This window comes from Chitinophaga sp. NPDC101104 (genome assembly GCF_050277495.1).
Classification (GTDB): domain Bacteria; phylum Bacteroidota; class Bacteroidia; order Chitinophagales; family Chitinophagaceae; genus Chitinophaga.
The window spans coordinates 2,502,645-2,524,152 of the sequence record NZ_JBNNSF010000001.1 but is presented as its reverse complement, the minus strand read 5'-3'; the positions used below and the strand labels follow the sequence as shown (position 1 = coordinate 2,524,152).

Genomic DNA, 21,508 nt, shown 5'->3' with positions numbered 1-21,508 from the left:
ACCCGGCATATTTCGTCATCTTTGCACCATCATCATCAAATCGGTAGTTATGGGATTTAAAAAGTTACTCATTACAAGTATCATGCTTGTGCTGGGAATGACCTGCGCATATGCACAGGTTACCACCGGCGGCATCACGGGAACCATTAAAGATGCCAGCTCCAATGAAATGCTTATCGGCGCCACCGTGAAGGCCGTTCACGTACCCACCGGCACCATTTATGGCACCACCACCATGGATAACGGCCGCTACAACATTCCGAACATGCGCGTTGGCGGTCCGTACACCGTCACCGTCACCTACGTGAGCTACAAAGAAGAAAAGATCGAGAACGTCGCCATTCCGCTCGGCCAGATCCTGCGGCTCGACTTCTCCCTCCAATCCGCCTCCACCGGCCTCCAGGAAGTAGTGATCACCGGCAGACAGGATAAAACCTTCAACGCAGGGCGCACCGGCGCCTCCACCGCCATCGGCCGCGAACAACTGGCCAACCTGCCCTCGCTCAGCCGCGGCGTCGCCGATTTCACGAAACTCACCCCCCAATCCGGTAAAAAACTCAACTTCGCCGGCCGCAACGGCTTATATAACAGCTTTACCATCGACGGCTCCACCTTTAATAATGCCTTCGGTATCACCGAGCTCCCGGGCGGCCAAACCAACGCCCAGCCCATCAGCCTCGACGCCATCGAGCAATTGCAGGTCAACCTCGCTCCCTATGACGTGAAACTCAGCGGTTTCACCGGCGCCGGCATCAACGCCGTTACCCGCGGCGGCACCAACGAATTCACCGGTTCGGTATATACCTTCATCCGCTCCAAAGGCCTCACCGGCAGCAAGGTAGACGGAGAAACGGTACAGAAAGACGATTTCAAGCAGAACCAGTACGGCTTCCGCGTGGGCGGGCCCATCATCAAGAATAAACTCTTCTTTTTCATCAGCGGTGAACTGGAACGCCAGGAATCCCCCGCCAGTAACTTCCGCGCCAACCGCGACCCCAACGCCAAGTCCGTGAACGACGTTCCCGCCGGCGTGGCTTTCGTAAACGCATCCGCCCTCGATTCCGTCCGCAACCTGCTCATCAGCAAATATGGCTACGACCCGGGACGATATGAAGATTTCTCGCTGCCTACGCACAACGATAAGGTAACCGCCCGCTTCGACTGGAACATCAACGACAAAAACAAACTGACCTTCCGCTACAGCTGGCTCAACGCTTACCGCGACATCGGCCCCAGTGCTTCCAACTCCAACAGCGGCCGCGGCCAGAGCAGCACTTCGCTGTATTTCGAGAATATGAAATACCGCCAGTACAATAAACTCAACTCCTTCGTACTGGAATGGAACAACAACATCAGCAACCGCTTCGCCAACAACCTCACCGCCACCTACTCCCGCTTCCGCGACCACCGCGAGATCTTCGGGCGGCCGTTCCCTGTGGTTGACCTCGAAGCCGGCGGCAGGAACTATATTTCCTTCGGCTCCGAGCCCTTCTCCGGCCTCAACAACTCCGGGCAGGACCTCTGGCAGATCACCAACAACTTCAACTGGTACATGGGCAAACACACGCTGCTGTTCGGCGTGAGCGGCGAATATTACAGATTCAGCAACGGTTTCGCGCAGTTCGTGTACGGTCAGTTCCGTTATGCCAGCGTGAACGATTTCTTCGACGCAACCGACGACAATACCGTGATGCCCTCGTTCTACCAGCGCACGTTCTCCGCCGTCCCCGGCAATCCCGCTCCTATCGCCAAGCTGAACACGGCGGCGATCGCCGCGTATGTGCAGGACGAATTCCAGGTCGCGAACAATTTCCGGTTGACGTACGGCGTCCGCATCGACGTGCCCTGGTACCCCAGCGATCTCGCCACCAATCCGAAAGTCAATGACATGACCTTCCGCGACGGCGAGAAACTGGACGTGGCAAAGCTCCCGAAAGCGCAGATCCTCTGGTCGCCCAGGCTGGGCTTCAACTGGGACGTGGCAGACAATAATACCTACCAGATCCGCGGTGGTACGGGCATCTTCACCGGCCGCATTCCCTTCGTCTGGGCCGTGAACCAGGCCGGTCAGAACGGTCTGCTTTTCGGTAACGAGTTCACCACGAACCCGACGAACCGTCCGTTCACCGACAACCCCAGCGCCTACATCCCCGCCAATCCCGCCGCATCGCCCACATATGCCATCAACGTCATCGATCCCGACTTCAAATACCCGCAGGTATGGCGGTCGAACCTCGCGGCAGATATTCGCCTGCCGGCAGACGTGATCCTGACCCTGGAAGGTATTTATACCAAAGACATCAACGCCGTCTTCCATCGCGACGCGAACCTGAAATACCCGACCGGCACGCTTCCCGGCCCGGACAAGCGCCCGCTTTTCCCAGGCGGCAGCGCCAACCGCATCAACAGCAGCCTCACCAACGCCATCGTGCTGGATAATTCATCGAAAGGTTATTCCTACGCCCTCACCGCGCAACTGCAGAAAACCTTCGACTTCGGTCTGAGCGGCATGGTCGCATACACGTATACCGACGCGAAAGACGTGACTTCCAGCCCGGGCTCCCAGGCGGCGAGCGCTTACAACGGCAACCAGATCGTGGGCGATCCGAACATCCCCGTGCTGGCGCGCACCAACTTCCTTGTGCGCAACCGCGTGATCGGTACGCTTTCCTACAACGTCAAATACGCCAAGCTCCTCGGCACCACGCTCTCCCTCATTTACGAAGGGCAACCGTATAACGACGGGTTCGACAACTCGCGCGTAAGCTACGTGTACGGCGGCAACGTGAACAGCGATAACGGCACCAGCAACGACCTGGTATATATTCCGCGCAATGCCAGCGAGATCATCCTCATCCCCAGCCGCGCCGGCTTCAACCAGCCGCCCGATACCCGCACGCCTGCACAGATCTGGGACGACCTCGATAAGTACATCCGCAGCAATCCCTATCTCGACAAGCGCCGCGGACAATACGCAGAAAGGAACGGCCTGGAATTCCCCTGGTACAACCGTTTCGACTTCCGCCTCGTGCAGGATATCGATTTCAGCAAGATCGCGCCGAAATCGAAAAGTAAGCTGCAGCTGACCTGGGACATCATCAACGTGGGCAACCTGCTGAACAGCAAATGGGGCGTAACGCAAACGTCCAACACGAGCAGCTTCCTCGCTTTCCGCGATTACAACGGCGCCGGCGGGCAACCGCGGTTCTCGTTCGACAAGCTGAGCGGCCCTTTCCGTACCAATACCGGCATCGCCTCGCGTTGGCAGATGCAAGTGGGCGTCCGGTACATTTTCAACAACTAAACCTCACCTGTAAAACGATAAAAGCCGCCCGGTGCATCCGAGGCGGCTTTTTTTATTGAAGGAAAATTTCAGCCATTAACACAAAAATTACATCTGGCCCCTATCCTGCTGCGTTAGTATTAACAGAACGGGCTTCCCGGTGCCGGGCGTACGATGCAGAACGAACGCTTCCAGGTTAAAGACTTTTGCTCCGGGACGACTTTTCTATCGAATTACAGAGGACAATGGCTGACGAGATAGCCGTTCCGCGTAGGGTGGGCGGCTTTCTTTTTTTTGTTTCCGGTGGAAGGGGCTCAACCGGGCATTACGGCCCGATCGGAAATCTGGCGGTTTCCTATTTTATCATCGGCTGAAGGGGCTCAACCGGTTTTAACGACCCATTCGAGGAAATCGGGCATCACCCCGGCCCAGGTTTCGGTATTGTGGCGGCCGCCGGGCACCAGCTCGTATTGTATATGCCGGCCTTTTTCATAGCCTTTGGTTTCGAGGATGCGCACGAGGTCTTCCGTATCGTCTACCGCGTCGATAACACCATTGGCGTTGCGGTCTGCCAGTTCATCTTCCGTGCCGGCTTCGAAAAAGAATTTCAGTTCCGGCTTGAATATTCCTTCTTCCACCTGGCGGTGCATGATGCGCGGGCCGCCGTCGGCCGAAGAACGCCACCAGAGCGACCCCGAGAAAACGCCGGCTTTCCGGAACTGGTCGGGGTGGTTCCAGACGATGTCGAGCGCGGAAAGTCCGCCCAGTGAGAACCCCGCGAAAGTGATATCCGGAAAAGCCTGGTGGTAGCGGTCCCGGAGGAACGGGAGCAGCTCCCGCAGCACGAATCGCGCATACAGCGAGGCTTTGCATCCTTCTCCCCTCGCCCCCACATGTTTTTCCGTCCCATATTCCTGGTTGCGCTGCGGGCCGGCATGGATAGCGGCCACCCACAACGAAGGATGGCTGTGGTTTTGCAAATGTTCCAGCATGGCAGCGAAACCCATCGCGTCCAGCTCCTGGCCATCGTTCACCAGCAACAGGCGGGGCGTTTCGCGCGGGGACGCGGGCAAATAACAATCGAATGTCACTTCCCGCTGGAGGAAAATCGAGTACTGGCCGAAGGATTCTTTTCTGGGATGCATAGCAGGTGGGTTGGGTTCTTCAGTAATTTAACAAATTGACGCCAGAAATGCGCCGCAGAAATGTTATTTTACAGTTGTGAAAAGAGGAAAAATGCCATTCAAACCATTCCTGTTGCCACTGGCGATGCTGATCTCGCAGGCAGTTTGGGCGCAACAGGCCGTACCGGGCACCGACAGGTCCGTTCCCAACACCCTCATCAAAGGCCAGGCGCCCGATGGCGCGTACCCCTTTCTGGTGGTGACGGAACTGACCCTCCCGGGCTGCAAGGGCACCGGGCAAACCGCCGAACAGGAAGAGACCCACGCATCCATCGCCGAATCCGCGTCTCGCCAGATGCAACTGCTCACCACCAACGTGGAAGCGGGTTTCAAAACGGAAGGCTGCAAACGCACCGATTACTATTACGTTTCCGATACGCTGGACCTGCGTTCGGTCATGAATATTTTCTATAAAGATAACTACGGCGCCTATCCGCATTCCGTGAGCATCCGGCCCGATCCCGGCTGGAAAGCGTACGGCTCGCTGCTGGAAGCCGCCGGAAAGTAAGCTGGACCTCAATCCTTTAACCTGTGAAAAACCGAACGGCGCATGCCAACATTTACCATTCCTTTACCTGGAAAACGTTTATCCGTAAAACCCGAAGCATTGACAGAAAACTATTACAAATGGCAATCCCCTTCATTGGGCCGCGAATTTGAAATGCTCGTTTTCGGCCATGCAGGCTACCCGCTGATCCTCTTCCCCACTTCCATGGGGCGGTATTACGAAAACAAGGACCGCGGGCTGATCGAGTCCGTAGCCTGGTTCGTCCAAAATGGACGGGTACGGATTTATTGTCCGGACAGCATCGACGCGTCGAGCTGGTTCAACCGGCACATCCACCCTTCCGAGCGGGCGCGCAACCACGCATTGTACGACGGGCTGCTTATGGACGAGCTCCTGCCCCGCATCCGGCAGGAAACCGGCCACGAGCGCGTTGCGGTAGGCGGTTGCAGTTTCGGCGGATATCATGCGGCCAACTTCGCCTTCCGGCACCCGGAATCGGTAGCGTACCTGTTTTCGCTGAGCGGTTTGTTCGACATCCGCTCGCGGGCGGAAGGGCATTACGACGATAACATCTACTATCATAACCCCATGGACTTCGTGCCCGACAACAGCCACCCGGACCTCTGGCGAATGGGGATCGTGCTGGGCGCGGCGGAACACGATATTTCCAGGGCGCAGAACGAGCAGTTCTCCGGCATCCTGCAACAAAAGAATATCCAGCACTGGCTCGACGTACGACCGAATTCGCACCACGACTGGCCCGCCTGGAAAGAAATGCTGCCGCATTATCTCTCGCTGTTAAAACATTGACGGATGAAGAAAATCGGGATCCTCTACGGCCAGGAAAACACTTTCCCGCAGGCGTTCATCGACCGGGTGAACCGTATCTGCGGACCAGACGTGCTGGCCGAATCTGTCATGATCGACAAGGCCGTCCAGGGCGGCGTTGCGGAATATACCGTTGTCGTAGACCGCATCTCGCACGACGTCCCCTTTTACCGCGCCTGGCTCAAAGACGCCGCGCTCCGGGGAACGGCCGTGCTGAACAACCCGTTCTGGTGGTCGGCCGATGAAAAATACTTCAACAACGCCCTGGCGCTCAGTTTAGACATCCCCGTGCCCAACACGGCGCTGCTCCCCGCTTTCGTACAGCCCGACAATACCAGTGCGCGGAGTTTCCGCAACCTGGCGTTCCCGTTGGACTGGGAAGGGATTTTCAAATACGTGGGGTTCCCCGCTTACATGAAACCATACGCCGGCGGCGGCTGGCGCGATGTGCACTACATCAGGACACGCGAAGAATTTTTCGACGTCCATCAGCAAACCGGGCAGGAAACCATGATGCTGCAGGCGGAAGTGAAATGGGAGGAATATTACCGCTGCTTTTGCATCGGCGCCAAACACGTCCACATCATGCCCTACCATCCGGGCTTGCCCCACGCAGAGCGGTACAACGCGAATTTCCGGCCATCTCCCGCGCTGGCGGCGCTTATCAAGGAATTCACCATTTCGCTCAACAGGATGCTGGGATATGATTTCAATACCGTGGAATTTGCCGTGCAGGACGGCGTCCCTTACGCCATCGATTTCTGCAATCCCGCACCGGACGCTGACCCGCAATCGGTAGGCCCGAAAAACTTCGAATGGTTCCTGGAGCACTCGGCCCAATACGCGCTGGAAAGGGCCATGGCGGCCCGTGAAGACGAGATGAACCTCCGATGGGGCATTTTCGTTACCGGCGCCGCGGCGCGCAATCCCGAATAATTTACGAACTTCACCTCCGGTTAACCAATCGTCACACATGAACTTTGCCGCTTTTACGCTCGGAATAGAAGAAGAATACATGGTCATGGACCCCGAAACCCGGGAACTGCGCTCCCATGAACAAAAAATCGTGGAACAGGCGCAGAAGGTCATCAAAGACAAAGTGAAAGCTGAAATGCACCAGGCCGTCGTGGAAGTAGGAACGCAGATCTGCGCTAATATCGACGAAGCCTGGAGCGACGTTTCGCTCCTGCGCAAAACGATCCACGAAATCGCCGGGAACCTCGGTTTCAGCATCGGCGCTTCCGGCACCCATCCCTTTTCCAAATGGGAAAAACAGCTCATTACCGACCATCCCCGTTATTTCGAACTGGTCAACGAAATGCAGGACGCCGCCCGGTCTAACCTCATCTACGGCCTGCACGTGCACGTAGGCATGGAGAACCGTGAAATGGCCATCCACATCGCCAACAGCGTCCGCTACTTCCTTCCCCACGTGTTTGCGCTAAGCACGAACTCGCCGTTTTGGGAAGGACGGAATACGGGGTTTAAGTCGTTCAGAACGAAGGTGTTCGATAAGTTCCCCCGCACCGGCATCCCCGACTATTTCGCCAGTATCGAAGAATACGACAACTACATCAAGCTGCTCGTAAAGACCAATTGCATCGACAATGCGAAGAAAGTCTGGTGGGACCTCCGCGTGCATCCCTTCTTCAACACCGTCGAATTCCGCATTTGCGACGTGCCGCTCACCGTCCGCGAAACCATCACCCTGGCCGCGCTTTTCCAGGCGGTTTGCGTCAAAATATACAAGCTCCGCGCCCAGAACCTCAACTTCATCCTCTACAACCGCGCCCTCATCAACGAAAACAAATGGCGCGCTTCCCGGTACGGGCTGGATGGCAACCTGATCGATTTCGGGAAGGAAATGGAAGTAAATACCCGCGCCCTGATTTACGAACTGCTTGATTTCGTGGACGATGTGGTGAACGACCTCGGCACCCGCGACGTGATCACGAAGGGAACGGAGGAAATCCTTTCCGGGGGAACAGGTGCGGATAAACAACTGAAAGTCTTCGAAGAATCCGGTAACGACTTCATTGCCGTAGTCGATTACATACAATCCCGGTTTCTGGCGTAATTTTGCAGTAATGAAAGTAGCTGTCTTAGACCTGTATGAAGGCGTTCCCAACGAGGGGATGCGCTGTATCCGGGAAATGCTCCTGCAATTTGCCGAAGCACGCCAGATACCGTTGCAACTCAATGAGTTCGATGTCCGCGGGCAAGGCAAGGTGCCCGATATGGGGTACGACGTTTACATCAGTTCCGGCGGGCCGGGAAGCCCGGTCGACAGCGCCGGCAGCACCTGGGAAGCCAGTTATTTCGGCTGGCTGAACGCCGTTATGGACTGGAACCGGAAAGAAGGGCGCCCCAAAAAGTACGTTTTCCTTATTTGCCATTCGTTCCAGATCGTTTGCCGTTATTTTCAGTTGGGGGAGGTTTGCCGGCGGAAGAGCCCGGCTTTCGGCGTATTCCCCGTCCATCTCACCGCTTCCGGAGAAAAAGAACCGACCTTCGCCGGATTGGAAGATCCATTTTTTATCGTTGACAGTCGCCACTGGCAAGTGATCCAGCCGAACGAAGCCAACCTTGCGGCCATGGGCGCAGAAGTGCTCGCCATCGAAAAGGAAAGGCCGCATGTTCCCCTGGAAAGGGCTACCATGGCCATCCGCTTCAATCCGTATATGATCGGGACGCAATTCCACCCCGAGGCCGATGCCGAAGGGATGCACAAATACCTCCGCCAGCCCGCCTGCCGCAAACGCGTTGTGGGCGACCATGGCGAAGAGAAATACGAAAACATGCTGGAACTGCTGCAACAGCCAGACAAGATCCTGCGCACGCACGATACCCTGCTGCCCAACTTCCTCGAAGCGGCGCTGCAATACCAGCATACCTAAAACGAATCATCATGATCCCCGATATCCGCCTCGCCTATAACCAATCGTTTTCACCGGCCCAATACCAGGCGCTGCTGTCGGACCTCAAGGCTTCAACAGGCGTGGAGCCTGCGTTCCGCATCGCGGAAACCCCGGTTTTTGTGCCGCATCTGCTGACCGAACGCCTCCTCGAAGCCGGGGACGCCGTTTTGAAAGTGGTCATGCGGCCGGATATCAAAACCCTCACGGCCGGGGCTATCCCGAAAGCATATAACGTGCCCGGCGAAAACGCGCGGCCGCAATTCATCATCGTCGATTTCGCCGTAACGCGGGCAGACGATGGCTCCCTCGCCCCGAAACTCATCGAGCTGCAGGGGTTCCCGAGCCTGTTCGGATTCCAGGAACAACTCGCTGCCGCATACCGGCGGCACCTGAACGTACCTTCGGGACTGGAGAACCTGGGCAAAGGGCTCACGCCCGCTTCCTACCGCGACCTGCTCCGCCGCACCATCGTCGGGAACCGGCCGGCCGGGGAAACGATCTTGCTGGAAGTGCTGCCCCTGCAACAGAAAACCCTCATCGATTTCGCGGTGACGGAAGCGATGCTCGGCATCCCGGTAGTGTGCGTTTCCGAGTTAAAACAGTCGGGCCGCGAGCTGTATTTCGAGCGCGGTGGAAAAAAGCGCCCCGTCAGCCGGATCTACAACCGTGTCATTTTCGAAGACCTCGAAAAGATGCGTCCGCAGCTGGGCAACCCCATCGATCTGCGGCAGGATTTCGACGTGGAATGGGCCCCTCATCCCAACTGGTATTACCGCATCAGTAAATACCTGTTGCCGCACATCAGCGGCCCGTTTGCCCCGCGGGCCTGGTTTTTGGACGAAATCCCCGTGTTGCCGCAACAGTTGGACCAGTTTGTGCTGAAACCCCTGTTTTCCTTCGCCGGCCATGGCGTCATCATCGACCCCACCCCCGAAGACGTGGAAAAGATCGCCGACCCGGGCAACTGGATTTTGCAGGAAAAAGTGGCGTACGCACCGGCGGTGGAAACGCCGACCGGCCCGGCCAAATGCGAGATCAGGCTCATGTATTGCTGGCCGGAAGACGCGCCCGCTCCCATCCTCGCCCATAACCTGGCCAGGCTGAGCAAGGGCAAAATGATCGGTGTGAGCTTCAACGATGCGCAGGATTGGGTGGGCGGAAGCAGTGCTTTCTTCGAATACTAAAAACTACGATATGCAACGACTCAACATCAGTTCCGGCGCTCCATGGGAGGCCAAAGTAGGCTATTCCCGTGCCGTCCGGATCGGTAATGTGGTGGAGGTTTCTGGGACGGTTTCGCAGGACGGGGACAAAGTCATTGGCCTGGGCGATCCTTACGAACAGGCCAAACACGCGCTGGCCAAGATCGAAGCTGCGCTCGTGAAGGCAGGCGCTTCGCTGCACGATGTGGTGCGCACGCGTATGTTCGTGACCGATATATCGAAATGGGAAGAGATCGGCCGTGCGCACGGGGAGTTTTTCGGCGGCATCCGGCCGGTTACGACCATGGTGGAGGTGAAAGCCCTCATCCACCCCGACCTCCTCGTCGAAATCGAGGCTACGGCCATCGTTCCCGTGAAATGACGCATCCGGGCATAAAAAAGCCGGATGCGCGCTGCATCCGGCCGGGGGCATGTGTGCCCGGAATCTCTTAGGCCCCGAAAGTTTCCTGCCATTTCAGCATTCCACCTACCAGGTTTTTTACGTTGGAGAAGCCCATGGTTTCGAGGATCATGGCTGCCTGCCCGCTGCGGTTGCCGCTGCGGCAATATACGATCACTTCTTCGTCTTTCAGCGGTTCGATCTCGTCTACCTGCATCGCGCGGATATCGCCGAGGGGAACGAGGGTGCCGCCGATGTTGAACTCGGCGTTCTCATGCGGTTCGCGCACGTCTACCAGGTTCAGCTTTTCGCCGCTGTCGATACGTTTTTTCAGGTCTTCTGCAGTAATATTTTCCATTGTTGGTTTTTTACAAAGTTAATTAATCTTCGGATGCAGGCTGTGCCGGTGGCGGTACGGCCGTTGAATCCGTCACGGGTTTGGTGGCAGACAGCCACAGGTCCACGCTTTCGCCGGCGCGGATGAGGTTCAGCTCTCCCAGGCCATTGCGCCGCGCGGGCGACTGCCGGTACACGAATGCGCCGAGCGTGTCTGTCACGGCGCCATCTATAAGCACAGTGCCGATGATGAGGTTGCTGGCGGCGAGCACTTCGCGGGCTTCCATATACGTCATACCCACAGTTTCAGGCACAGGGTTCTCCATACTGCCGGTACCGCTGGAAAGCACGAGGGTGATGTTGCTGCCCTCGGGGATTTCGGTGCCCGGCTTGATGGGCTTGCCGTGCAGGAGCTGCTCCAGAACGGTATTGGTAGCGAAGTCGGGGCGATAGATGGTATCTCCGATATTGAGCCTGCGGGCGCGGAGCGTCATTTCGGCGCTGCGGTAGGTCAAACCTTCGAGATCGGGCATGGGCACCATGGGCGGCACCACTTTATTCACCGTGAGGTAAATGGTGCGGTGGCTTTTCACGACGTCTCCCCGCTCCGGGGTCTGCTCATACACGAGCAACGCCCGCATGGTATCGATATATATGGAGTCGCGCACCTCCACGTCGAAGCCGAGCGCCTCCAGTGCCTTGGTGGCATCTTCGATGCTTTTGCCCCTGACGTCGGGAACGGTCACTTCTTCGCCGTGGCGGGTGAGGAAACCGAGGGATAGGAAGAAAATCACGCCCAGTACGATGATCAGGCCGCCGATAACCAGCAGGTTGAACCAGAACGAGCGCTTCGTTATATTATCGAACATTTTCATATTAGCAAAGTACGCTTATTTATTAACAGCAGCAAGGCACTCTTCAATAAGTATGCCGTAAAACTCGCGCAAAGTTATGCCTGCGGCGCGTACCTGCTGGGGCACGAGGCTGTTTTCGCTCTGGCCGGGCATGGTATTCACTTCCAGGAAATACACGTCGTTCGTCCCTTCTTCGAGGATGAAATCCGCCCGTGCGATGCCTTTGCAGTTGAGGCGGTTGTACAGCTCCTGCGCTACCTGGCGGATGTGGGCCGCGGCTTCTTCGGGGATTTCGGCCGGCGTCACTTCATTCGTCACCCCGGGCGTATATTTCGCTTCGTAGTCGAAAAACTCTTTACTGGAGCGGATTTCCGTGAGCGGGAGCACCTGCAGCTGGCCGTTCTTCCGGAATACGCCGCAGGTCACTTCCGTGCCTTTGATGAATTCTTCGATGAGCACCTGGCTATCTTCCCTGAATGCTTTCTGGATGGCTTCGTCCAGATCTTCCGCATGGTTCACCTTGCTCATGCCGATGCTGCTGCCCCCTTCTGCCGGTTTCACGAACACGGGCAGGCGCAGGTAGCTGAGAATGGCGGCGGGGAAATAGGGCTGATCGCGGAAAATATGGTAAGACTTGCTCACTTTCACCACGCCGAGCGCGGCCACCACCTTGTTGCAATAGCTTTTATTGAAGGTGAGCGCGGAAGTGACCATGCCGCAGCTGGTGAAGGGGATGCCGAGCATTTCGAAGTAGCCCTGGAGGCGGCCGTCTTCACCGGGCGTTCCGTGGATGCCGATAAACACGGCGTCGAACCGGACATGGCCATCGGCGGTATGGAGCGAAAAATCGTTCTTGTCCACTTCCACGATGGTGCCGTCGGGCGCGGTATATGTCCACCCGTCGCGGGTGATGATGATTTTATAAACGTTGTAAAAGGCGGGATCGATGTTGCGTTCGATCACGGCGGCGCTCTGGACGGAGATCACATATTCCCCGGAATAGCCGCCCGCAACGAGGGCGATGTTTTTCTTCATAGTTCGGCAAAATAACAAAAAAGGAAGGCCCAACGTACGCTGATCCTTCCTTTTTCAAGATTATTTCAATGAAATATATCGGTTTGACGGGGAAACTACACGTGCAGCTTGGCTTTCTTGGCCATGAGCTCGTCTACCGTTTCCTGGTACATTTCGTCGGGCACGCAGCAATCTACCGGGCAAACGGCAGCGCACTGGGGCTCTTCGTGGAAGCCCTGGCACTCGGTGCATTTATTGGGAACGATATAATACGTGTCTACCGAAATCGGTGCATTCCGCTGGTCGGCGTCCAATTCGGAGCCGTCCATCAAAGTATAGCTTCCTTTTACCGTGGTACCGTCAGCAAGCGCCCATTCCACGCCGCCTTCGTAAATAGCGTTATTCGGGCATTCGGGTTCACAAGCTCCGCAGTTGATACATTCATCCGTTATCTTAATTGCCATATTGTAAACTTTTTGTTTAGGATGTAAGCCATTAATTTTGCTCCAAAAATAAAATATCTTCAAATCAAATACTCAATTTATTTTCCCGGAGATGAATGTAACAAATAAAATCACCCTATTGGAGCGCCTCGGTGCTTATCTGAACGGACAGGGGACGGACGAAGAGCGCGAGGAACTCCGTTTGGTCAAGGAAAAAGCGTTTCGGCAAAACGGGTGGTTCATCCCGGAATTCATAGACCTTGCCATTGCCCAGATCGCGGACAATTTCCTCCGCCGCCCCCTGCTGGAAGCCTGGGTGGCGCAATATCCGGGCTTCGGGGAACCCAAAGCCCCCAAAACGGTGGGTATCGTGGCTGCGGGGAACATCCCGCTCGTAGGGTTCCACGACTGGCTCACGGGCTTCCTTTCCGGCCATCGCATCAAACTGAAACTGTCTTCCAAAGACGCCGTGCTGCTTCCCCACCTCATCGGGAAGATCGCGGAATGGTCCCCCGAAGCCGGTGAACTTACGTCCATCCAGGACGTCCTCAAAGACTGTGACGCCTACATCGCCACCGGCAGCAACAATTCCGCCCGGTATTTCGAATACTATTTCTCCAGATACCCCCACATCATCCGCCGCAACCGCACGTCCGTAGCCGTGCTCACCGGCGATGAAACGCCCGCCCAGCTCGAATCCCTGGCAGACGATGCCCTCCTCTATTTCGGACTGGGTTGCCGCAACGTCACCAAAGTGCTCGTACCGGAAGGGTACGATTTCGAGCCGCTCATGATCGCATTCAAAAAATACGACTGGCTCATGGACAATCACAAATACAAGAACAATTACGATTATAACCTCGCGCTGCTGCTGCTCAACAACGCGCCGTTCAAAACGAACGACAACCTGTTGCTGCACGAGAACGAATCCGTTTTCTCCCCGCTCAGCGTGCTTCATTACGGCATGTACCGCAACCGCGAAGAACTCGAAGCCCAGCTGGCCGAAAACGCTGACCTGCAGTGCATTGTAGCCGCAGACCGCATCGCGTTCGGACAAGCCCAGGCACCCCGCCTCACCGATTATGCGGATGGGGTTGATACCGCTGCGTTTTTCGCCGCATTGTAAGCCCGCACTTACATGAGCGGTTAACAAATTGTCACATCTTATTGTTAATTTGACAGGCACTGTACCAGCAATGGCAGTGCCTGTTTTCATTCCCGGCGGCGGGTTTTAACGTTTGACCTAAAAAACTGTTAAATACTTCCGTGTTATAACATTCAACGGTCATCTGCCGTTACATTTGTAGAACAGGGCATGTAAATTGATGAGGTACAGCCGTACGAAATACCAACATTTTAACCCTTAAAACCAGTACCTGTATGAAGTTTTCGCATGTCGCAGGGACCGTTCTCATCAGCGCGGCTACTGCAATTGCCAGTGTATATGTGTACAGCAAATATTTCCAGCCGAAAAGCATGGGACTGTACCAAAACGGATCGGATACCGTGCCGGTCAATTACGTCGATTACAGACCGGGCTCCGCGGGCAGCAATGCCCTCACGCCGCCGACGGATTTTACGCAGGCGGCGCGAATCGGGACACCTGGCGTAGTACATATTAAAACGAAGATCAATCCCCGGCAGCTGGGCAACAACCTGCAAAAAAGGCGCAGCCTGCTGGAAGAATTCTTCGGCGAACAATTCGAAGACAATAGCCGCCAGTACTATTCGCCACCGCAAATGGCTTCCGGTTCCGGCGTGCTCATCTCGGACGACGGTTACATCGTAACCAATAATCACGTGGTGGACGATGCAGACGAAATCTCCGTGACGCTGAGCAATAACAAGACATTTACCGCCAAAGTCGTGGGAACGGACCCCAGTACCGACCTGGCCGTGATAAAAATAAGCGCGACGGGCCTTCCCTACCTGCTCTATGGCAATTCTGACGACGTGCAGGTGGGCCACTGGGTGCTGGCCGTGGGCTATCCGCTCAACCTCGAAACCACCGTAACGGCGGGCATCGTGAGCGCGAAAAGCCGCAGCATCGGGATCAACCGGCGCAACAGCCGCAATGCCATCGAGTCGTTCATCCAGACGGATGCGCCCGTGAACCAGGGCAACTCCGGCGGTGCGCTGATCAATACGGCCGGCGAGCTGATCGGGATCAACTCGGCCATCGCTTCGCCTACCGGGGCTTACGCAGGGTACTCCTACGCCATCCCCGTGAACCTCGTGAAGAAAGTGGTGAACGATATCATGAAGTTCGGGAACGTGCAACGCGCCTACCTGGGCATCGAATACGACGATCCGAACCGGTTGACCGACGAAGAGCTGAAAGCCCGTGGCATGACGCGCGATATGGCTGGCATCAAGGTGCTGGGCGTTCCGCAGGGCGGGGCCGCAGCCGCAGCAGGGATCAAGACGGGAGACGTGATCACCAAGATCAACGGCGTTTCTACGGCCTCCATCCCCGAGCTGATGGAACAACTGAGCCGCTACAAACCCGGCGATAAGGTGACGGTCAACTATCAACGGAATGATAAAGAATTGACTGCCAATGCCGTCCTCAAAAACCTGGAAGGCAATACCGACATCGTGAAACTGAGCGTGATCGATCATTTGGGGGCGGACGTAGCGCCGCTGACCCGGGACGCGGCCGCCAAACTTGGTATCGACGGCGGACTGGTTGTGACAAATATCGGAAGCGGCCTTATCAAGAAACAGACGAATATGAAGCCTGAATTCGTTATTCTGAAGGCAGGCAGCACGGCGATCAAGTCTACGGACGATCTGAAGCGTGCGCTGGATGGCAAGAAATCAGTACGGCTGGAAGGATTTTATATCCGCGACCGTTACTCCAACATATATTATTACGACCTGGACCTTTCCGGAGGGACATCGTTCTAGAAGATATTTTACGTGTTTTCATATAGGTTTTATAGGTTAGGATTAAAGGCTTCCCGTTTTCGGGAGGCCTTTTTCATACATTTTGTTTACTAATTTGTTACGAATGAGTAATTTTTAATGTATTATAATATTATATTCTTTACCCACTGACTGTCAGGTAATACAATAAAAAAAGCCCTCCGGAAACGGAGGGCTTTTTGATGGTCGTGCTGGTAAAGAGCTTACAAACATGACCATATATCCTATGAAAACCCTACACCGAATGTAGGACTATAAATCATACAGGCCCCATTACGTTTGGTAAACGCTGGAAACGGGTTCGGCAACGGCCATAAAGCATCGGTGAAAAAAATAAGCCCCTTTGCAGGGGCGGCGTTTCAGAGGTTGATCACTCCTTTGAGCTGGGTGAAAAACTCGTCTTTTTTGCGGGAAGAGATCGGGATGTTCTTCTGGTCGCTCATAATAACGGCAGTGCCCAGGCCCTTGATGATCTTCACGATGTGGTGAATGTTGATCAGGAAGGATTTATGGACGCGATAGAAGCCCTTGTCAGACAACATCTCTTCATACTCCTTGAGGGATTTGGAAATGAGATGGCTGACATTGTTGATCAGCTGGATCTTCGTATAGCTGTCGAACGCTTCGCAGTAAATAATGTCTTTCAGATCGATGACGTTGTAACCGTCGTTCACGGGGATCACGATCTTCGAGAAGGCGTTATCGTTATTCTTGACGTAATCTTTGAGGATGGACGCCAGTTCGTTGAGCCGTCCTTTTTTGCTGCGCTTCACTTTTTCCAATGCGTCTTCCACCTCACTCACCTTGATCGGTTTGAGGAGATAGTCGAGGGCGGCGAACTTGATGGCTTGCAGTGCGTACTCCTGGAATGCCGTGATAAATATCACTTCAAAATTGAGTACAGGGAACATTTCCAGCAGCTGAAAACCGTTATGAGGGGGCATTTCAATATCCAGGAAGAGAACGTCGATGGGGTTGTTCTTGATCATCTCCGCGGCTTCATGGATATTTTGTGCTTCGCCAATAACTTTTACATCCTTGCAATAGTTTTCCAAAATATTACGCAGGATATGAATGTTGCGGACCTCGTCGTCTACAATGGCAGCTTTTATTATACTCATAACATCTTTACAATGGGAATGAGGATTTCGACCAAGGTACCTGCCTTGTTGCCGAATCCAGAGTTAAATTTATCAATTATTTCCAACTTTCCAACGCTTCCATTAAAAGATTTGATGATCTGCAACCTTTCACGGATCACGCTCAACGCCGTGGATTCGTGTTTGGTGAGCTTACCGGTCTTAATGCTGTTGGCATGTTCCCAACCGATGCCATCGTCGTCCACCGCGCAATACAGCAGATCTCCCTGCAGCTCCAGCCGCACCAGCAGGTGCCCGCTCCCGTTCTTCGGCGCCAGCCCGTGCTTGATGGCATTCTCCAGGATCGGCTGTATGAGCATGGGCGGGATGTAGATCGTGTATTCCTTCAGCTCCTGGCTCATGTCGAACTTATATTCGAAAGAATTGGCGAAGCGGATTTTCTCCAGTTCGATGTATCGGGTCAGGAACGCGATCTCGTCTTCCAGCGAAATGTAGGATTTACGGGAATTATTGAGCATTTGCCGCATGAGCGTCGCGAAATCTGCCAGGAAGTTCAGCGCCTGCTTTTCTTCCTTCTCCAGGATGAGGTGTTGTACGGAATTCAGCGAATTGAAGATGAAATGCGGGTTCATCTGGTTGGTAAGCGCCTTGGCCTCGAGCTCGGCTATACGCCGGTTGTACTCCGTCTTCCGCCGCTCTCCCCCCTTTATCCGCGCCACAATGTACCGCAGCACGAGCAAAATGGCCATAATGCCCAATAACACGAGCACGCCCCTCGCCCACCATTCCTGGTACCACCGCGGCAAAATGGAAATGCGCAGCACCACGGGCTTGCTCCAGCCGCTCTTGTATTTCCGCGCACGGATCAACAGCGTGTAGTCACCCGGCTGCAACTTGGGATAAGGCACGATGTTGCTCATCGTCGTCACCCATCCGGAAGCCGTATCGTTCGAAAAATTGTATTGATATTCCACCAAATCGGGCAAATCATACGCGATCGCGCCGAATTCCACTTCAAAAGTGCTGCTCCATTCGTACAAATGCTGGAAATACGGCCCGGGAATCCACGCACTGTCGCCATAACGGATCGAATTGAGATACACCGTCGGCGGAACGGTATCCACCGGGATATGGTCCCGCGAGAAATAGCAAAGGCCGTTAGACGTGGCCACGTACAGCGTATCGCCGGCATGACTGATCCCGCGGATGTCGTCGCTCATGAGCCCGTCGTTCGACGTCAGATTGCGCAGCAGCGTGCGGGTCCGGGTATCGATGATCGACAAACCCTTATTGGTAGCCACATACAGCCTTCCGTTGCCGTCATAATACAACTGCTGGCAGATATCGCTCACCAAATGATCGGAAGTCCGGAAATGACGGACCACTTCATTATCCTTCAGCACAAAAATCCCCTGGTCGCTCGTCCCCACCCACAGATATCCGTTTATCCATTGCAGGTCTTTAATGCTCTGGCTGAGCCGCGGATCGTCCTGCACCGGCACGGGAAATGCCGTGTTCCTGCCGAAATACAGCCCGGAGCTCGTTCCCAGGTAATAACTGCTGTCGCTCACGGAAGCGATGGAATTGACCTGGGTTTCCAGCGGCGACAGGTCGAGGCTCCGCCCGTCTGTCCCGAATGCGAGCCGGTTGCGGCTCACCACGCGGAGTTTCCCGTCAGGCGTGAAATCCATGTCTTTGATATTGCGCATCCGCAGCGCCGGTTTCGGAGCGGAACCGCCGGGCGCGTAATTAAAGACGATATTGTCCGTCGCTATTACCAGTTCGTTCGACCCCGGCTGCGCCAGGATGCCCAGCACGGAATTGCGGCCGCCGGTAGAATCCAGCTCGAACCTGCGGATGTTCCCGTCTGGCGTCATCACGTTCAGCATGCCCGCGTTTTCGCCGATATAGAGCAGGCCGTTCCGCTTGTCTTTGAATACACTGTACACGGAATGGGAATATAAACCGTTGGTATTGTCGAGGTAAGCGAAATAGAAATGCTTGAACGGGATATGATACACGCCGTCGCCGAAAGTGGTGATCCAGGTATTGCCGTCGCGGTCGTGGAGGATAGACGTGATGAAGTGATTGTTCAGGAGTTTGCTGAGCTTGCGCTCGCCTTTGAAAAAGTCGCGGATGAGATACAAGGCGCGCGGCGTGCCGATCCAGAGGTTGTCGCCGTCGATGCTCATGCTGCTGATCTCTTCGCGGATGCCCCATTCCGAACCGGAAAAGAAGGGCATAATGTCTTGCGGGGTGTAGGAATACAGGGTGTTACCGGTGATGATGACCGGATTGCTTTGGATCCGTTCTGCAAATCGCTGATTGCCAAGGGAAAAAGGCGAGGCAATGAATATTTTTTGTTGAACGTTGTTACTGTCTTTCACGCCTCCCAGGCTGAAATACCGTTGCAGGGGGTGGAAAACGCTGTCTTTGCTGAGGATGCTCATTACATCCATGGAGCTGGCGCCGAGCTTGTCGTACACTGTTCTGCGGCCGTTATACTGGATGATGCGGCCCGCGGAATTGAGGAACCAGATGGTGCGGGCGCGGTCTTCGAACGCGTATTGGACGTAATGGCTGCGGCTGTTGTAGCTGAGGGTAGAATCGGTGTCTTCGTTGTGGACGACGTGGTCCTGGAAGAACGAGAGTTTGCCGTTGCTGGTGAAGAACCAGATGCGGCCGCGGCTGTCTGCCGCGAGTTTCACGACGTCGTTATCGGTGAGGCCGTCCTTTTTGGTATAATTCCGGAAGCGCTTGCCGTCGAATTTGCTGACGCCGGTGGGCGTGGCGAACCAGATGAACCCTTCGAGGTCCTGGACGGCGCTGTAAACCGTTGCGTTGGCAAGCCCATCCTTCACATTATAATTGCGGATGACCAGGCCCTGCGCGGACCCCACGAGGGGGCCGGCCAGGCAGGCCAGCAGCAATATTATGTAACGGATGGCTTGCATCAACGGCAATTATCGGCTTTTTCCTTGATTAATATGCTCTTGCGAACAACACCCTTTCTTTGGAGGGTTTTCCGGTGAGGATGCAGGTGCCTGCTTCCTGGGGGTTGTTCAGCGGAATACAACGGATCGTGGCTTTGGTGCGCTCCTTGATGGCGGCTTCCGTTTCGGCGGTGCCGTCCCAATGGGCGGAGATGAACCCGGTTTTTCCATCGAGCAGTTGCTCGAATTCTTCCCAGGTGTCCGCTTTGGTGATATGGGATTCACGGTAATCCAGCGCTTTTTTGAACATGCCGTCCTGGATCTCGGTGAGGAGGGCGGAGATGTGCTGTGCGAGGCCGTCGAGGGATTCGGAGGATTTGGTCTTCGTATCGCGGCGGGCCACTTCGGCTACGTTGTTTTCGATATCGCGGGCGCCGATGGCGATGCGCACGGGTACGCCTTTCATTTCGTACTCGGCGAATTTCCATCCCGGGCGGTTATTGTCGGAATCGTCGTATTTCACGCGGATGCCAAGGGCTTTGAGCTCTTTGACGATGCCTTCCACCTTGGCGTCGATCCCGGCTTTCTGGTCGGCGCCTTTATAAATGGGCACGATCACGACCTGGAGGGGGGCGATGCGGGGGGGAAGGATGAGCCCGTCGTCGTCGCTGTGCGCCATCACGAGCGCGCCGACGAGACGGGTAGACACGCCCCAGGACGTAGCCCAAACGTATTCCAGCTTGTTTTCCTTGTTGGAGAACTGCACGTCGAACGCTTTGGCGAAGTTTTGTCCGAGGAAGTGGGACGTACCGGCCTGGAGGGCTTTACCATCCTGCATGAGGGCTTCGATGCAATAGGTGTCTACTGCGCCGGCGAAGCGTTCCGAGGGGGATTTCACGCCTTTGATCACGGGAACGGCCATGTAATTCTCCACGAAATCGGCATACACGTCGAGCATCTGGCGGGTTTCTGCCACGGCTTCTTCGGCGGTGGCGTGGGCGGTGTGCCCTTCCTGCCAGAGGAATTCGGCGGTGCGGAGGAACAGGCGGGTGCGCATTTCCCAGCGGACTACGTTGGCCCATTGGTTGACGAGGATGGGAAGGTCGCGGTACGACTGGATCCAATCCTTATATGTGTTCCAGATGATGGTTTCGGAAGTGGGGCGCACGATCAGTTCTTCTTCCAGTTTGGCTTCCGGGTCAACGATCACGCCGCCGTTCACGGGGTCGTTTTTCAGGCGGTAATGGGTGACCACGGCGCATTCCTTGGCGAAGCCTTCCACGTGGGCGGCTTCCTTGCTGAGGAAGGATTTGGGGATGAAAAGCGGGAAATACGCGTTCTGATGGCCGGTTTCCTTGAACATACGGTCCAAAACGTCCCGCATGTTTTCCCAAAGCGCGAAGCCGTAGGGCTTGATGACCATGCAGCCACGAACGGCGGAGTAATCCGCCAGTCCGCCTTTCAGCACCAGGTCGTTGTACCATTGCGCGTAATCCTGTGATCGGGCAGTAATCTCTTTACTCATATTATATTTTTTCTTTTTCCGTTTCCCCTGGAAAGATTTTGATGTAAAACCT

18 protein-coding genes are annotated in these 21,508 nt (G+C 55.4%); 10 read left to right on the top strand and 8 right to left on the bottom strand.

Annotated features, from left to right (window positions below):
* The first annotated feature begins 82 nt into the window (after positions 1–82).
* Positions 83–3,304 (top strand): TonB-dependent receptor, encoded by a 3,222-nt coding sequence (locus ACQKLP_RS10020; protein ID WP_427322488.1) that lies wholly within the window; start codon positions 83–85, stop codon positions 3,302–3,304.
* Positions 3,305–3,663: 359 nt separating this feature from the next.
* On the opposite strand, the gene ACQKLP_RS10015 is transcribed toward ACQKLP_RS10020, so the two are convergent.
* The gene (locus tag ACQKLP_RS10015) at positions 3,664–4,428 is read right to left on the bottom strand and encodes an alpha/beta hydrolase (RefSeq protein WP_427322486.1); all 765 of its coding nucleotides are present in this window, start codon (positions 4,426–4,428) and stop codon (positions 3,664–3,666) included.
* Positions 4,429–4,519: 91 nt separating this feature from the next.
* Between ACQKLP_RS10015 and ACQKLP_RS10010 the strand changes: the two genes are divergently transcribed.
* From ACQKLP_RS10010 to ACQKLP_RS09980, 7 genes are all read left to right on the top strand, one after another.
* Entirely contained in the window at positions 4,520–4,975 is a 456-nt protein-coding gene (locus ACQKLP_RS10010; RefSeq protein ID WP_427322484.1) for a hypothetical protein, read from the top strand.
* A gap of 99 nt (positions 4,976–5,074) precedes the next feature.
* Positions 5,075–5,785, top strand: coding sequence for an esterase family protein (locus ACQKLP_RS10005; RefSeq protein ID WP_427322482.1), 711 nt, complete (start codon positions 5,075–5,077; stop codon positions 5,783–5,785).
* Between the two features lie 3 nt (positions 5,786–5,788).
* Positions 5,789–6,739: an ATP-grasp domain-containing protein gene (locus ACQKLP_RS10000; protein WP_427322480.1), complete on the top strand. Its 951-nt coding sequence runs from the start codon at positions 5,789–5,791 to the stop codon at positions 6,737–6,739.
* Between the two features lie 37 nt (positions 6,740–6,776).
* Entirely contained in the window at positions 6,777–7,880 is a 1,104-nt protein-coding gene (locus ACQKLP_RS09995; RefSeq protein WP_427322478.1) for a carboxylate-amine ligase, read from the top strand.
* Positions 7,881–7,890: 10 nt separating this feature from the next.
* Positions 7,891–8,700: a type 1 glutamine amidotransferase gene (locus tag ACQKLP_RS09990; RefSeq protein WP_427322476.1), complete on the top strand. Its 810-nt coding sequence runs from the start codon at positions 7,891–7,893 to the stop codon at positions 8,698–8,700.
* A gap of 11 nt (positions 8,701–8,711) precedes the next feature.
* On the top strand, positions 8,712–9,905 hold the full coding sequence (locus tag ACQKLP_RS09985; RefSeq protein WP_427322474.1) for a hypothetical protein: 1,194 nt from the start codon (positions 8,712–8,714) through the stop codon (positions 9,903–9,905).
* 10 nt (positions 9,906–9,915) lie between these two features.
* The gene (locus ACQKLP_RS09980; RefSeq protein WP_126246569.1) at positions 9,916–10,305 is read left to right on the top strand and encodes a RidA family protein; all 390 of its coding nucleotides are present in this window, start codon (positions 9,916–9,918) and stop codon (positions 10,303–10,305) included.
* Between the two features lie 67 nt (positions 10,306–10,372).
* Here the strand turns inward: ACQKLP_RS09980 and ACQKLP_RS09975 are convergent, their stop codons facing one another.
* From ACQKLP_RS09975 to ACQKLP_RS09960, 4 genes are all read right to left on the bottom strand, one after another.
* The gene (locus ACQKLP_RS09975; protein ID WP_341838906.1) at positions 10,373–10,681 is read right to left on the bottom strand and encodes a rhodanese-like domain-containing protein; all 309 of its coding nucleotides are present in this window, start codon (positions 10,679–10,681) and stop codon (positions 10,373–10,375) included.
* Positions 10,682–10,703: 22 nt separating this feature from the next.
* Entirely contained in the window at positions 10,704–11,528 is an 825-nt protein-coding gene (locus tag ACQKLP_RS09970) for a PASTA domain-containing protein (protein ID WP_427322471.1), read from the bottom strand.
* A gap of 21 nt (positions 11,529–11,549) precedes the next feature.
* A complete protein-coding gene (locus tag ACQKLP_RS09965) occupies positions 11,550–12,548 on the bottom strand; it encodes a D-alanine--D-alanine ligase (RefSeq protein ID WP_427322469.1) in 999 nt (332 codons plus the stop codon).
* A 95-nt stretch (positions 12,549–12,643) separates the two neighbouring features.
* Complete coding sequence (locus tag ACQKLP_RS09960) at positions 12,644–12,991, bottom strand: 4Fe-4S dicluster domain-containing protein (protein WP_427322467.1); 348 nt, start codon at positions 12,989–12,991, stop codon at positions 12,644–12,646.
* A 91-nt stretch (positions 12,992–13,082) separates the two neighbouring features.
* Between ACQKLP_RS09960 and ACQKLP_RS09955 the strand changes: the two genes are divergently transcribed.
* Positions 13,083–14,096, top strand: a complete 1,014-nt coding sequence (locus ACQKLP_RS09955) for an acyl-CoA reductase (protein ID WP_427322465.1) — start codon at positions 13,083–13,085, stop codon at positions 14,094–14,096.
* Positions 14,097–14,350: 254 nt separating this feature from the next.
* Positions 14,351–15,880, top strand: a complete 1,530-nt coding sequence (locus ACQKLP_RS09950) for a trypsin-like peptidase domain-containing protein (RefSeq protein ID WP_427322463.1) — start codon at positions 14,351–14,353, stop codon at positions 15,878–15,880.
* A 377-nt stretch (positions 15,881–16,257) separates the two neighbouring features.
* Here ACQKLP_RS09950 and ACQKLP_RS09945 read toward each other — a convergent pair whose 3' ends face one another.
* The 3 genes from ACQKLP_RS09945 to proS are packed head-to-tail and all read right to left on the bottom strand — an operon-like array spanning position 16,258 to position 21,456.
* Positions 16,258–17,019, bottom strand: coding sequence for a LytR/AlgR family response regulator transcription factor (locus tag ACQKLP_RS09945; protein WP_074237512.1), 762 nt, complete (start codon positions 17,017–17,019; stop codon positions 16,258–16,260).
* Positions 17,016–19,952 carry a sensor histidine kinase gene (locus tag ACQKLP_RS09940; protein WP_427322461.1) on the bottom strand — a complete coding sequence of 979 codons (2,937 nt, stop codon included), beginning with the start codon at positions 19,950–19,952 and terminating at the stop codon, positions 17,016–17,018. The genes ACQKLP_RS09945 and ACQKLP_RS09940 overlap by 4 nt, the downstream gene beginning before the upstream one ends.
* 28 nt (positions 19,953–19,980) lie before the next feature.
* Positions 19,981–21,456, bottom strand: coding sequence for a proline--tRNA ligase (gene proS, locus ACQKLP_RS09935; protein ID WP_427322459.1), 1,476 nt, complete (start codon positions 21,454–21,456; stop codon positions 19,981–19,983).
* Positions 21,457–21,508: the final 52 nt, after the last annotated feature.